This window comes from Williamwhitmania taraxaci, assembly GCF_900096565.1.
Taxonomy (GTDB): Bacteria; Bacteroidota; Bacteroidia; order Bacteroidales; family Williamwhitmaniaceae; genus Williamwhitmania; species Williamwhitmania taraxaci.
In genome coordinates this window covers 1-12,995 of the sequence record NZ_FMYP01000010.1, presented here as the reverse complement: position 1 = coordinate 12,995, position 12,995 = coordinate 1, and the positions used below count along the sequence as shown (strand labels likewise).

Below are 12,995 nucleotides of genomic sequence, written 5' to 3'. Positions count from 1 at the left end.
ACGGCTATTTTTGAATTTTAATATCGAGTTCCATATACCCGACTGAACTTAAATCGGCATGTAGCACCTTTATCAAACCAAACTTGCCATCTTCGGTTTTAAAGGGAATTACCTTCCCTGTATTGCAGAACTTGCATAGCCCACTTACACTTTGTGGGTTAAATGCCATTACTAGAAGGCTATCATTTTGTGCCCGATCAAACTTATCGGACGAAATTAAGTTGTTGTCGGAGGCGCCATAATCGTAGGCGGTTAACCGGGCTTGGCTCCACGATGCAATTTCGGGATAGTGGCCGGTTACCGAGCTGCTGCCTGTATACCCAGGGCAGCAAAGCGTAGGGGAGAGAATTCCGCTGGTAGTATACACAAATCCAACCAAATCGATATCGCCCTCATGGCCTGATACATTTGTTTTGCTGTAGAGGTTACCCGTGTGTAAGTCGAGATAGTTCGGCAGGTAGGGGTTGCCCTGCATACCAATTTTCACGGATGGGTAGTGGTAAATTTCGCCGTAAGCCGAACCAGCTCCGAGGTTCACTGTTAGTGTGGTTACCGCTGAATCGCGGTTGGAATTTAGCATTAGAAAGCGCCATATCTCTTTGGTCGCTGACGATTTATAGGCCGTAAAATCACGGTCTAACCCACCATCAGGGATATACACTCCTTGATCCAGTTCGGTAATTACCACTCCATCGGCAATACGCTGGATTTTAATATTGGTGATTATGGCATTGCCATCGGTTGCGGTAATGCCAAAGGTAAGCTTCCCACCAACGGGAATAAATTGCTCATTTTGGGTATAGGCACCATTCTTCAGGAGAATTCTCGGCATTACGGTAGACCCATCCTCCTTTTTACATCCAGCAGTAGCCAGCAGAATGAGGCCCATATAAAAGATTAAGCGCTTGCAGTTCATGGGACGAAAAATAAAATGGCTGCAACCTGCAAGTAGAGCAGAGTGCAGCCAATATCAAACTAGGAAACCTAACTATTTCTTCATTTTTAGTTCAAACTTAATGCTGCCTTCGGCTCCTTGAACTACCTCAATTACCCTTAGCAAACCATAAACACCATTATGATTTTTGAAGGCATAGATATTATCCTTCTCCAACAGTTTTGCTTTCTTGTTTCCGCTTGTAACTGTATTGTCGAAGTAGCTATCAATAATAGCATCATTCTGATCGAGCTGGTCGAACTCGGCAACGGTAATTGCAGGATTGGGAAGTTGAAACTTGGTTAAATTCTTTACAGTCCAACTTTCAGGGCTCGTGGTGCCTGTGAATATGCCCGTAATGGTTGAGCCAGGTGAGGCCAAGGAAATGTCGTTGATTCTGTTATTAACTACATCGTGCTCATAGAAGCATAAAAAGTCAATTGTATCTTGATTTGCAAAGGCGACTTCCTGTGTGAATACCTTGTTTTGCCCTGTTGAGTAAAATCCACCAATAGTGGTATTGGACTGAGCACCCATGGTGACAATAATCTTTGCAGGCTCATTGTCGTCATCCTTGGAGCACGAAGCCATAATAAAAACGGCAGATAAGGCGAGTAGTAAAACTTTAAGATTTGAATTCATCGTTGAAAAGGATTAGGGGTTTAAATGGTTCTATTTTGTTCAGCAGTAATTGTAGATATAGATATGCAATAAAATGCACATCGACAGCAAAAGTAGAAAAAAAGTTAACAAAAGCACGAATAGGTAGAACAATTTACACGTCAGGTCACTATAAGACCCAAATCGGTTCCGAACTGGAACAAATCATTTGGATAGTTCTTACTAATTGAAATTTAAATATCGGAATAAAAAGGGACAAGAAAAGGCCTAACTAAAAACCCATTCACTTTAGCAAGACAGCACTCACTATAAATAAATCAGAGGCTTCCCAGTTAGAAAGCCTCTGATTTAATTCTATTTAGCGAAGCGAATACTAATCTTTCTTTACTTTTTTAATAAGCGACTCGCGGATCATCCGGCGCAGCTCCAGCTGTCGATTCTGTACTTCGCCTCTAGCCACTGGCCGATACATTGTGGCATACTTACATTTCGCAGGTCTGATTTTCATCTTATCCATAGTACCGCTCACGTCCACACCAAACTTTATTGGCAATGGACTATCAACTATGGAGATATGGTAGTTAAAACTTAGGTCCATATTATGCCTTCCAGCAACCACAGCCTTATACTTGTCCATCACAATAAGGAACGGATAGATATCAATCTCCTGCTTAAATACAGTAAACTCCGCCGACAGACTATCGACTCGATTCTCCGTTTTTTTATTGAATTTCAGCGTCTTTGCAATTTCAGAAAAAGTTTCACCATCCATTAGCACCAAGTTCTGCCCCTTTATGGAGGCTGCTCCACGAATGGTCGATTTCTTTGGGTTATAGAGCGAATCCATGTAGGTTTCCAGAGCCATATGAAACTCCCCTTTCCCCTTGAATGAGCGGAGCATCGGCATTATTGTATCTAAATCGGGTAGCATCTTCAATAGCCCGGCTATCTCCACATTCATCATGTGATAATCGAGCCCCAAGTAGATATGGTTCTTACGCGGGGTGCGGTACATCATGGTAACCTGCATCTTAGCAGCCGGCGTAGTAAATACCAAACCATCCAATATCATAAGGCCATCCTTCACCCGCATCTCACCCTTAATACCACGGGCAGTATCGGCGCTAAACGTGGCAGTTTGAACGTTTACCCTCAGGGTTAAATCTACACCCTTTGGAACCATATAGGGCCCCGAAGCAGTTTCGGTAGATGCTACCGGTTTCGCCGTAGAATCTTCCTCCTCATAACCAATTCCGCTAGTAAGATTCATCAGCTGTAACGCATCGGTGTTGTTGCTCACAAAGTTGAAGTTACCTCTAAGAATGGAGTCTTTTCGAAAATAGGAAAGCACGTTGCTCAAAGTGCCGGACAGGCTGAAATCGGATCGATCAATCTTCAGTTTGCTCTCCTTAATGTTGAACACTTCGGGAGTGAAATCCATCTTAATGGCAGGAATTTCGAGCGGATAGGTTAACGACTCCATGGTGATGAGCCCCTTGTCCATGTTCACAAACCCCTTAACCAGCCACTGCAAAAAGATATCCTTTTGCGCTTTGTCGTTGATGACATCGGCATCGAGCTGAATTTTATTCATAGTAGCCGAGTTTGGCCCCATGGCCATCGCCAAGTTCTCGCCGGCATAAGTAAACTTAATCTTGGGTTGAACCGTATCATTCAGCACATCAGCAGTTAGCTTAACCTTAGCCATGCGTGCATAGCTCGATCCCATTTTTGCATCGAGATTGTCGCAGCTATAGGTTAGCAAAATCTCGGGCATCAGCTTCTTTCCCTTTAGCGGAAGCATGGTAAATTGCCCGGCAGGCTTTTGAATAGAAACGTTCATGGTATCCATGCTCGCCTCAAGTGCATCGAGCGCAAAGGTGCAGGCCACATTCGGAATCCTAGTAGTATCGAGTATATCGGAGGCCTCCAACGAAATAAGCGCATTTTTTATCACTGCGTTGAATCCAGCCAGTTTGCTTGCCTCAAGGTTCTTTGTGCTCACCTTGGCATAAACAAAACGTGAGTTTGCTGAGGCTTTATTTGGGTTTGGTAATGCAAAATCAATGGTAGAGTAATCGGTCTTCATCTTCAAACTATCGTAAACCACGTCGAAGTCCGAAAGCGCAACCGAGCCGGAAATCTTCATCTTATCGATCAGCATCTTTTCCACCTGCGACATCGAAAAGGTCGACTTTACCTGCCCCTTAACACGCCCCTTAATGGTTGTCTTCATATCGGCCGGAATCATTGGCGCAAACTCAGCCAATACAAGATCGGCACCGGAAGTTAAATCGCAATGTATATCCGAGAAGAGATGCGTTACCTTACCCTTTGTGCTAAAGGATGAGCGAGGAGTCTTAGCGCTGAATTGGTTAATGCGAAAGTAAGAAGTTGCATCGCTATTCAAATCAGAGTAGAATACAAAATCCCCCTTCATATCGTGAAGCGGCAGCGGGAATCCAGCATATTTAAGTGTTCCGTCTTCCATTGCAATATGAATATCCATCAACGGCATTTGCGAGTCGGTATAAACACCCTTAATGGTGCCCTCGGAGGAGACAAAACCATCGACAGCAACTCCTTTTAGATAGGATTGATACGATGGGGGAATAAGAGCCAGCGCAGGAGGAATGGGCAGAGATTTGACGTGATATTGAAGATCGAATATCATTTGCTTGCCAATGGTATCGTTCTGCACAGTGCCACTAAAATTAACGAGCATGTCATTAACCGATACCTCGGACTCGTCGAACTTAATAAGCTGGCGCGAAAGGATTACCTGCGCCGGGATATCAAGCTTTACCGCCCAGTCATTCATGTAGCGTTCCCCTTCAAAGCGAACCGACACTAAACCTTCGCTTACGCTCATGTGCGTTACCACCGTATCGGAAGCTAACGAGAGGGACATCTGAGCAGTAAGATTACGAACACCCGTCTCCATCTTCATCGATTGATCGATATAGGAAAGGTTGATGTTTTTCAGCGCTACATCAGCAATATTGATGTAGTTAAAACTCATCGACGAAGTATCGACAACCGCAGTGGTATCGGTTTTTACAATATCAAAATTGGTACGACCCAAACTATCCACAAAGGCATTGATATTACCGTTGCTCAGCTGCAGATTCGTCAACACCAACTCGTTTCGCTTCCAGTATGCCTCCACGTCCAACACGCCCACGAACTGATCGGCACTCACCAGCGTATCCGATTGTGCATTTGGGGTAGGATTTACCAGAACAAAGTGGTTTACCTTCAATCCAAAGTTGGGAAACGTGCTAAAGAAGGTTAACTCCACCTCCCCTATCTCTGTTTGGCAGGTAATATACTTGGCCGCTTGCGTACGCACAATGGGCGTAAGTTTAGCTGGAGTAAACACAAACCATACAACAATGCCAATGGCCGATAGCAGAAGAAACAGCAATAACCCAAACGAAATTGCGAACCACTTAAAAAACTTCTTCATTGATGTATGATTTTGTTTTGTAGCTATTCATAGAAAAAAAAGACACAGAGATACAGCGAAAATGGAGATTCACAGAGAGCATGTTTTCTCGGAAACCATCCGTAGTATGCTTTCTGCAACGGGACTGCTGAACCTACCTGCTTATCTTAGTATAAGCATATTTTGATCCATCTACATCATCGGTATACTTAAGCGAGGATGAAGTGAGTTCTGTTAACCGATAAACCTTTGGTATGTTTTTCCGAAAAACTCTTCCCATACTTTTGCGTACGGTTATTTGATGTATTAGCGTAAGTTCGTCCCCATCCATAGACCAAGTATAAGGTTGACCTTCGGCCTCAGTAACATCATCGGCAGTATCCCAAGTCGTACCCTTATGATCGCCCAAATACTTATAATTTTCGGTAGTATACGCCTTTCCTTTCACAATTCTTGATTGCCATTTTCCAACAAGCACTGTCTCGTCAAAAGTGATTTGTTCATCTTTCTGACAGGAGTTAAACATAAACAAGAGAGAAACACAGGCCAAGAGGCAAACGAGGAACTTCTTCATAGACATTGCGGTATTATTTCCGGTTTTTATTTTTCCAATAAACTTGTCACAAATATAGCATTTTAAACTTTTGCATGGTAAGAAAACGAGTAGACGTAGAGAAGAGTAATGTATCCTTGGAAGGAATCATTAGCCGAAGCCTACAAGACAACACAATTTGCTAAACTTCGGAATAGCACAAGAAGCCAATCCAAGAAGCCATTTATATGTAGGCGAGAGCATAGAGGTTAAAAAACAACAATGGCCAGCATTGCTGCTGGCCATTGCTTGATCACAATATAACTCGGTTTTAAAAAGGCCCAATCACAGATTTAACAATCTCCATCGACTCTTTGGTGGCACCGCTTATTGCCTCCAATGCCACAGGCGATAGTCCGGTTACCATATCTACCATGTTCAGTAGGGCTACGTATGTCTTACCATCCTCTTTCTCGTAAACGGAAATGCGGCAAGGCATCATTACCGAAACGATACGCTCGTCGCTTTTCTCGAGCATTTTTCCCGAATACTCAGGCTTGCAAATCTCGATCACCTGAACAGGCAGTACCTCTTTGCCTGCTTTAGCCAACGATTGCTGCAGATTGTGAATAGCAGGGTTCTGCCATTCCTTTAAGGTTGCTACGGCCACCAACTTTTCAACAGTAGTGGTCACGTCATAAGGGCTTACATGCTCAATGATTAGTCTATTTGCATTCATGGTCGGTAGGTATTAATGATTAATTCAGTTCCTTTGCAATAGCAATGGCGGCAATAGTTCCATCGGCAACTGCCGTGGTAATCTGCCGGTATTTTTTACTAATGACATCGCCAACAGCAAACACCCCGGGCATGCTGGTACGCATATCCTCGTCGGTTTTAATGTAACCCCAGCTGTCGAGCGCCAACTTATCTTTGAACAACTCAATATTCGGCTTCATTCCAATAAACACGAAAACACCATCGGCCACCAGCTTCGAGACCTTTTTCGTTTTCAGATCCTCCACCTCAGTAATGATCTTATCGCCATGGCGGACAAACGACCTCGGCTCATGCTCAAATAGCGTAGCAACTTTGGGGTTGGCGAGCAACTTTGCTTGAGCTTGCTTGTTGGCCGTAAAGGCGCCGAACTGGTGCACCATCGTGATATTACCGGCAAACTTACTAATGAAATCGGCTTCTTCCACTGCGGAGTTACCGCCACCGATAACCACAACCTCCTTATCGCCATAGTACTTGGCATCGCAGGTGGCGCAGTAGGAAATACCCTTGCCTTTAAGTTCCTTCTCACCGGGAACGCCCATCAGGTTAGGCGAGGTGCCCGTAGCAATAATAATTTTCTTTGCTCGAATGGTTTCGAACTCATCAATCACCACCTCCTTCTTTTCCAGATCGATCTTGGTTACATCCACTGCCACTTTATAGGTGGTGCCACACTGCTTGGTCTGCTCCGACATATTATGCGAGAGCATATAGCCCGCCTGCGGCTCAATAAAGCCCGGATAGTTCGAAACTTCGTGGGTTGTGGAAACATGTCCGCCAGGAAGAGCAACGTCCACGAGCACGGTATTGATCTTAGCCTGACAGAGGTAGAGCCCGGCGGTAAGTCCACCAGGACCAGCTCCAAGAATAATCACATCAAACTCCGAAACGGTAGGTTTTAAGTGCGCCTTTATCTCCGTCACCCGTTGAGCAGGGAGCATGGCATCGAGCCGATGGATAATATCGCTGCGCTTGATTCCACCAGCAAGCATACCACCCACCTGCGCACCATTATCAAAAAACAGTAATGTGGGCGAAGATTTAACCCCCAGCTGCTCGGCAAGCGCTTTGTTTTGCTGACGAAACATCTTAACAAACTTAATATCTTTACCATAAAGGTCGGATAGCCCATCGAACTTGGGAGCCAATGCTTCACAGGGAGGACATTCGGTAGAATAAAAATCGACTACTACCTTGCCACCAGCAAGCACTTCTTTATCGAATTCGGATGACGTTATCTCTCTCATTTTAATTTTAATTTCAGTTTAATTCCTTACTGCGTGTATCGGATTATTGTTGTGAACCCGATCCTTTACAACTAAGGTTGTGGTAAGTGATTGAATTTGTTTCTGAAATAGTATGTCGTGGCCTAAGCACAGCCCCATAGTGAGGGTTAGATCAACCGATTCAAGATTGAGTTGTTCCGCTTGGGCAAACGGATTACACGACACCGACTGAATCTCACTGGTTGCATTAACCTCCGATTGCTTAAAGCCTCCGGTAGTGCAAGAAACTGGAATCGTTTTAAACCCATTTTCCCGAAGAAATTGGGCTACCAAGGCGGCATCCGCCTCCATACCATAGCAATATGCAATTCCAATACGGTGAAAACGCATACTCGTTGAAAACTCAACAATCTCCTGCAAGCGCGATAGCGTTCCGGCTCGGCCATTATCCACGAGGTTTGCTGCCGCTTGAATTATGTTTTGATTATCGGGCAAACCGTAGGTTACCTTCAACGCCTCCGAATCAAACTTTTGGGCGTTACAGGAACCCGTTGCCCTGCAATTTTTGGTATTACATTTAGTGCAGTCCATTTCACTCAAAATATGAGGCAAACCCTAACTCGAGCAACTCCTTTACAGGACGACAATCGGACGAGCATACGCTACCGGTTCTGTTTTTAGCAATCGATCCGCACCCGCCACCACATGCCAACTGCATGCTGCAGTCATTACACTCGGAAATGGTAGTAACATCGCGATTTTCCCAAGCGCTTATCAAATCTGCCTTGCGTGAAATCGCGGGGTAGAATGTGCCTAGCGATTCGTCGGCCTTTCCAACGGTTGCCGTGCAGGAGTATATATGTCCGGTATAGTCGAACGCCCATTCCGATTTGCAGGCCGGGCAGGAATCAAACAACGGTTCGGGCAGCGTACCATTTTCGGAGAGAAACTTCGAAATAGAGTAGGCCGGCTTATAAAACTCAACAATATGAGGATGTTGCTTAATCAACTCAAATAGTTGCTCGTAGAGCGAAACTCGGCTAAAGAGCTTCCCAGGGGTCGACTGGCAATGGTGCAGCTCGTAGTTGCGACCAATTTGTGTTTTGAAGTAGGCACTCGAAGTCCAACCCTTATCGATAGCAAAGCGGGCCAACTCCGGTAGGTTTCCAATATTATCCTTGTCCACTACCATGCGAAGATTAACAACTACCTTCGCGGCAATGCAAGCATCGATACCCTCAATAATCTTATCGAAGGTGCCGCCCCCACCTTTCAGCAGGCGACGACTATTGTGCACGGCAGCGGTTCCATCGAGGGTAATCTGTATCTCACGAACATGCCCTTGCTTCAGAATATCGATATAATCGGCCAGCGAATAACCATTGGTAACAAAGCTAACGTCGAGGTTGGCAGCATTGGCCTGTTCAATAAGGTAAGCAATAAGCTCCCGCTGCTTGGGCGAATTCAGTAGTGGTTCCCCACCAAAAACGGTAATATATTTTTTTCGACCCGCAAATTCGGCTTGAATATACCGGAAGAACGAATCGATGATTTCGTTGGTTAGAGAACCTTCCGATGGGGCATATTCATCCTGATAGCAGTAGGAACATGCGAAGTTGCAGCTGTAGTTGGTAACGAAAAAAAGTTGGATTTCATCATCGTCGCGGCTATCGACAAAATCGAGATACTTGCTCCGGTAGAGCTTTGCCTCCTCCTTTTCATCGACCCAATACCCCTTCTCCGACAGCTCGGCAAGGAGCGTATCATCGACAGCGACCTCACTATTCCGCAGCTTGCTGATACGTTCAGCATCGGCAGGACTAACAATATCGGCATTACCAGTGAGCAGGTTTACGACAAAGGAGTTCTTAGAGTCCTTTATTTTTGAGAATATATTGTGCTTGGAAAAAATCATAGTTAATAGCTTAAAATCCAAGAGAAACAGAGAGGGCGGACATGCAACAGTTTAAGGACAAAGCTGCAAATCCACCCTACCCTATTCTACATTAAAACTAATCGTGGCAACCAGCAAGCTTCGTTGAAACTTTTGCGCAGCATTGCGCAACCTTAGCAGCCACTTCAACCTTCTTCTTTTTGATCAAACTTTTCATCGTTACGCGTATTAAGAAATTATTCAACTAATATAAACCATTCTTGGCTCACTTCTAAACATTTAAGCGTTAAAAACCCTTAACAACCACAGCTGCAACCACCTTTAGGTTTCTTTGAAGCAATGGTCCAGCTGGCCACTTTAATTTTCCCCTTATCGTAGGGGGCCGATTCCTCCAAAATGCTAACGGAAGAAAAACCGGCATTATCGAGCTGTTTTAAATACTCTTCGCGCGTTACCGATCCGGCCCAGCATTCGGCAATGGCCACGGGATCGTTCCGATACTCGTCGGGCACGGTCGTGGTGGAGTAGATATCGCTAATCACAAACCGGCCGCCCTTCTTCAGGATGCGGTATATCTCGTCCCATACCGCCTGCTTGTTTGCCGCATGGTTGATAGTGCAGTTGGAGATGACTAGGTCGGCTACCCTATCGGGTAATTCGAGACTTTCGAGTCCACTACGCACAAATTTTACGTTTGTCGCATTAAACTTAGCGGCATTCTGGCGTGCCTTTTCGAGCATACCATCGGAGATGTCGATGCCATAGACGAATCCTGTTTCACCAACCGATTCGGCCATGCGCAGCACATCGGTCCCGCGACCGCTTCCCAGGTCCACGCAAACCTCGCCGGTTAAAGGCTCGGCATAGTTAATGGCGCCACCACAAGAGAGGCAACAATCCGACTCGGCCAATTCGCTATACCTATTGTTTATCTCTTTAATTTCCATAATCGATTCATTGTTAATGGTGCACTAGCATGTTTTACAAGGGCTATTGGTTACAAACAGACCGAGGACGGATCCGAAGGCAATACTTAAATATGGATTGCTGGTGATAGCACACGAACCAGAGGAACAACCCACGAAGTGGTAATAAACAAAGCCTAACGTCCCACCAATAATCACACCCAGTGCAGGTTTCCAGAAAAAGGAAGAGCGTATCAATTCCTTGAAGGACTTTGGACTGCTCTTGGTTTTACATGTCTCGCTCATTCTATTGTAGTATTTGAAATGTCCTGATTTATAACGACACAAAGATACGCCTACGAAAGCCAACCCAACGAAACAAAGCCACAGGTAAAACAACTTAGTAGTTGACGTTGGACAGCTTTTTCATTGATCTAAATTAATTACAACAGCATCACACGTAAAATGGGCTACGCGATGATGTTCCTAAGATACAAAAAAACAAAAAAGGCAACCATTGCTAAAGCCTTTCTACAACCTACAGCCGAGTTAATCTATACAACCATATATTTCCGTAACGCACAAATAATTGGTAACTCAAACAGGACGAAATACATTTTTCACGAAAGGCTTATCCCTGCATTCAAATAGAGTAATTTACACAATAAAAAAAAACGATAGATTGGAGACAAGAAAAGTGGACTGGAAAAACGTTTCAAAAGATTTCCCTACCTTCGATTCGGCTTAGGGTAGAATCAGGGTGCTACAGATGTCCTTAGCCAAAACCTAGCAATCGAGCATTAACAACTATATTAAAGCATGAATCCTACTAATTTGATTACAAATATTAGAAAGCATGTTCATCTTGGCGAAGATGAAATTTTAGTTTTAGAGAAATCCGTTAAATGTACTGTTTTAGAGAAAAATGAGTTCATACTAAAAGAAGGTCAAGTATGTCAGTCAATGTATTTTGTTGAAAAAGGATGCTTGCGAATGTACTTTATTAACAAAAGGTTATCCGAACAGATTACACAATTCGCAATAGAAAACTGGTGGTTGTCCGACTACTTTAGTTTTATGAATAAAAGCCATTCTGACTATTATATCCAAGCCATTGAAAAGTCAAAAATATTAACAATTGATAGCCATATATATGATGAGTTGCTCATAGAGATGCCACAACTAGAGAAATACTTCAGGATAATCATGCAAAAAGCGGTAGCTGCCTCACAGCATAGAGCAAAATTACAATACCAAATGTCCAAGGAGGAGTTTTATCAGCACTTCGTAGCCTCATTCCCTGATTTCAATCAACGCGTACCACAATACATGATTGCGTCTTATCTTGGACTTACCCCTGAATACGTAAGTGAACTGAGAAAAAAGAAATTATAATACCGTTTCTTAAACCAGCTTAATTTCATGAATCTCCTGTGTGATTAATTTTGCAGTTGTATTTTCATTCTAATAAAAACTAAAATGGAAGCAAAAGAAGTCATTCTGGAGGCTATGAAAAAAGATGGAACGCCATTAAACGCAGGGAAAATTGTCGATCTCACAGGCCTTGATCGTAAGATTGTTGACAAGACCATGACTCTGTTAAAAAATGAGGGTCTGATTGTTTCACCTAAAAGATGCTACTGGCAGCCTAAATAGGTGCCAATTTTGATTAGTAACGAGTAATAATTTAAAATCATGAAGATGAGCGAGGATAAGAAACTTTCAGCCAAATTTTTTGAAGTACTGCAACATGAAGGTGTTGTCGCAATAATGTCGTGGGGAATAGAACCGCATATAGTGAATACATGGAACTCCTACCTAGTAATAACTGATGATGAGCGAATATTAATTCCCGCATATGGTTTCAGGAAAACACAAAAAAACGTAGAGGTTAATAGCACTGTTAAAATATCATTAGGCACCAAAAATGTTCTTGGTCATAAGGATTATCCGGGAACCGGTTTTATCATAACAGGTAAAGCCAAATATATCGAATCAGGAGACGAATATGATATGATGAAAAACAAATTCTCTTTTCTGACAAGAGTGCTAGAAATAAGTGTTGTGAACGCAAAGCAAATGCTATAAAACAAGAAAATAAACGTTAACACCACTAACTAAATCATTAAACTTCAAATCCAAAGACATCAAATACAGCGAATTATCCAAAAGCACACAGAAAGCATAAACGCTCTCGAAGTTATACTCTGAGAGTGTTTTTGTTACATATATATCAGAGAACATAAAGATCTCTTCAACAGCATGCTATCGGTAGATACGCACATTCTTTAGTTAGGAAACACTCTATAAATACACGATCTGCATTCGTGACAAGAAAATGTTTGTGCATCTTCCTAAATAGATGGGAGTTCTGAACGACGATACCAATAATCTACTTTGTAGTAAATAAGTTAAAATCATCAAATACTGTATGGCGCTCTTATTTTTTTGAGTTCTCGATCAAGTTGGGTTGCCAAGATTACGACCCGCTTGTTGAGCCTTGCCAGTTTGGCTTCATATTCGGAAATATCACAACCCTTTTCTTCGATTTCTTTCAATTAGATAAAACGGTCGAAGTTGTGCCACCCATTTCGGTTCAAGTTGTGCCAGGCGTTTCGGTCGAAGTTGTGCCACTTTTTTAGGTGCATTTAGGCT

General features: G+C 43.4%; 13 protein-coding genes. 3 read left to right on the top strand and 10 right to left on the bottom strand.

Going from position 1 to position 12,995, the window contains the following annotated elements:
• Positions 1-4 precede the first annotated feature (4 nt).
• From BLS65_RS04045 to BLS65_RS18715, 10 genes are all read right to left on the bottom strand, one after another.
• Positions 5-916 carry a hypothetical protein gene (locus BLS65_RS04045; RefSeq protein WP_092436124.1) on the bottom strand — a complete coding sequence of 304 codons (912 nt, stop codon included), beginning with the start codon at positions 914-916 and terminating at the stop codon, positions 5-7.
• 72 nt (positions 917-988) lie between these two features.
• Entirely contained in the window at positions 989-1,576 is a 588-nt protein-coding gene (locus BLS65_RS04040; protein WP_092436122.1) for a hypothetical protein, read from the bottom strand.
• A gap of 352 nt (positions 1,577-1,928) precedes the next feature.
• Positions 1,929-5,024, bottom strand: coding sequence for an AsmA family protein (locus BLS65_RS04035; RefSeq protein WP_092436120.1), 3,096 nt, complete (start codon positions 5,022-5,024; stop codon positions 1,929-1,931).
• A gap of 133 nt (positions 5,025-5,157) precedes the next feature.
• Entirely contained in the window at positions 5,158-5,577 is a 420-nt protein-coding gene (locus tag BLS65_RS04030) for a hypothetical protein (protein ID WP_125869761.1), read from the bottom strand.
• Positions 5,578-5,866: 289 nt separating this feature from the next.
• Positions 5,867-6,274 (bottom strand): DUF302 domain-containing protein, encoded by a 408-nt coding sequence (locus BLS65_RS04025; RefSeq protein WP_092436116.1) that lies wholly within the window; start codon positions 6,272-6,274, stop codon positions 5,867-5,869.
• Between the two features lie 19 nt (positions 6,275-6,293).
• Positions 6,294-7,562: an FAD-dependent oxidoreductase gene (locus BLS65_RS04020; protein WP_092436114.1), complete on the bottom strand. Its 1,269-nt coding sequence runs from the start codon at positions 7,560-7,562 to the stop codon at positions 6,294-6,296.
• Positions 7,563-7,580: 18 nt separating this feature from the next.
• Positions 7,581-8,132 carry a DUF1847 domain-containing protein gene (locus BLS65_RS04015; RefSeq protein WP_092436112.1) on the bottom strand — a complete coding sequence of 184 codons (552 nt, stop codon included), beginning with the start codon at positions 8,130-8,132 and terminating at the stop codon, positions 7,581-7,583.
• A gap of 1 nt (position 8,133) precedes the next feature.
• Entirely contained in the window at positions 8,134-9,456 is a 1,323-nt protein-coding gene (locus BLS65_RS04010) for a radical SAM/SPASM domain-containing protein (protein WP_092436110.1), read from the bottom strand.
• 275 nt (positions 9,457-9,731) lie between these two features.
• Positions 9,732-10,382, bottom strand: a complete 651-nt coding sequence (locus BLS65_RS04005) for a methyltransferase domain-containing protein (RefSeq protein WP_092436108.1) — start codon at positions 10,380-10,382, stop codon at positions 9,732-9,734.
• Between the two features lie 24 nt (positions 10,383-10,406).
• Positions 10,407-10,646 carry a DUF6132 family protein gene (locus BLS65_RS18715; protein ID WP_092436106.1) on the bottom strand — a complete coding sequence of 80 codons (240 nt, stop codon included), beginning with the start codon at positions 10,644-10,646 and terminating at the stop codon, positions 10,407-10,409.
• 513 nt (positions 10,647-11,159) lie between these two features.
• Between BLS65_RS18715 and BLS65_RS03995 the strand changes: the two genes are divergently transcribed.
• From BLS65_RS03995 to BLS65_RS03985, 3 genes are all read left to right on the top strand, one after another.
• Entirely contained in the window at positions 11,160-11,735 is a 576-nt protein-coding gene (locus BLS65_RS03995) for a Crp/Fnr family transcriptional regulator (protein ID WP_092436104.1), read from the top strand.
• Between the two features lie 84 nt (positions 11,736-11,819).
• Positions 11,820-11,996, top strand: coding sequence for a MarR family transcriptional regulator (locus BLS65_RS03990; protein WP_092436102.1), 177 nt, complete (start codon positions 11,820-11,822; stop codon positions 11,994-11,996).
• A gap of 45 nt (positions 11,997-12,041) precedes the next feature.
• Positions 12,042-12,428: a pyridoxamine 5'-phosphate oxidase family protein gene (locus tag BLS65_RS03985; protein WP_092436241.1), complete on the top strand. Its 387-nt coding sequence runs from the start codon at positions 12,042-12,044 to the stop codon at positions 12,426-12,428.
• The last annotated feature ends 567 nt before the right edge of the window (positions 12,429-12,995 follow it).

What these genes read in the sequence shown, in the direction of transcription:
- BLS65_RS04045 (WP_092436124.1), bottom strand. Translation starts at nt 916, where the DNA reads ATGAACTGCAAGCGCTTAATCTTTTATATGGGCCTCATTCTGCTGGCT.
- BLS65_RS04040 (WP_092436122.1), bottom strand. Translation starts at nt 1,576, where the DNA reads ATGAATTCAAATCTTAAAGTTTTACTACTCGCCTTATCTGCCGTTTTT.
- BLS65_RS04035 (WP_092436120.1), bottom strand. Translation starts at nt 5,024, where the DNA reads ATGAAGAAGTTTTTTAAGTGGTTCGCAATTTCGTTTGGGTTATTGCTG.
- BLS65_RS04030 (WP_125869761.1), bottom strand. Translation starts at nt 5,577, where the DNA reads ATGAAGAAGTTCCTCGTTTGCCTCTTGGCCTGTGTTTCTCTCTTGTTT.
- BLS65_RS04025 (WP_092436116.1), bottom strand. Translation starts at nt 6,274, where the DNA reads ATGAATGCAAATAGACTAATCATTGAGCATGTAAGCCCTTATGACGTG.
- BLS65_RS04020 (WP_092436114.1), bottom strand. Translation starts at nt 7,562, where the DNA reads ATGAGAGAGATAACGTCATCCGAATTCGATAAAGAAGTGCTTGCTGGT.
- BLS65_RS04015 (WP_092436112.1), bottom strand. Translation starts at nt 8,132, where the DNA reads ATGGACTGCACTAAATGTAATACCAAAAATTGCAGGGCAACGGGTTCC.
- BLS65_RS04010 (WP_092436110.1), bottom strand. Translation starts at nt 9,456, where the DNA reads ATGATTTTTTCCAAGCACAATATATTCTCAAAAATAAAGGACTCTAAG.
- BLS65_RS04005 (WP_092436108.1), bottom strand. Translation starts at nt 10,382, where the DNA reads ATGGAAATTAAAGAGATAAACAATAGGTATAGCGAATTGGCCGAGTCG.
- BLS65_RS18715 (WP_092436106.1), bottom strand. Translation starts at nt 10,646, where the DNA reads ATGAGCGAGACATGTAAAACCAAGAGCAGTCCAAAGTCCTTCAAGGAA.
- BLS65_RS03995 (WP_092436104.1), top strand. Translation starts at nt 11,160, where the DNA reads ATGAATCCTACTAATTTGATTACAAATATTAGAAAGCATGTTCATCTT.
- BLS65_RS03990 (WP_092436102.1), top strand. Translation starts at nt 11,820, where the DNA reads ATGGAAGCAAAAGAAGTCATTCTGGAGGCTATGAAAAAAGATGGAACG.
- BLS65_RS03985 (WP_092436241.1), top strand. Translation starts at nt 12,042, where the DNA reads ATGAGCGAGGATAAGAAACTTTCAGCCAAATTTTTTGAAGTACTGCAA.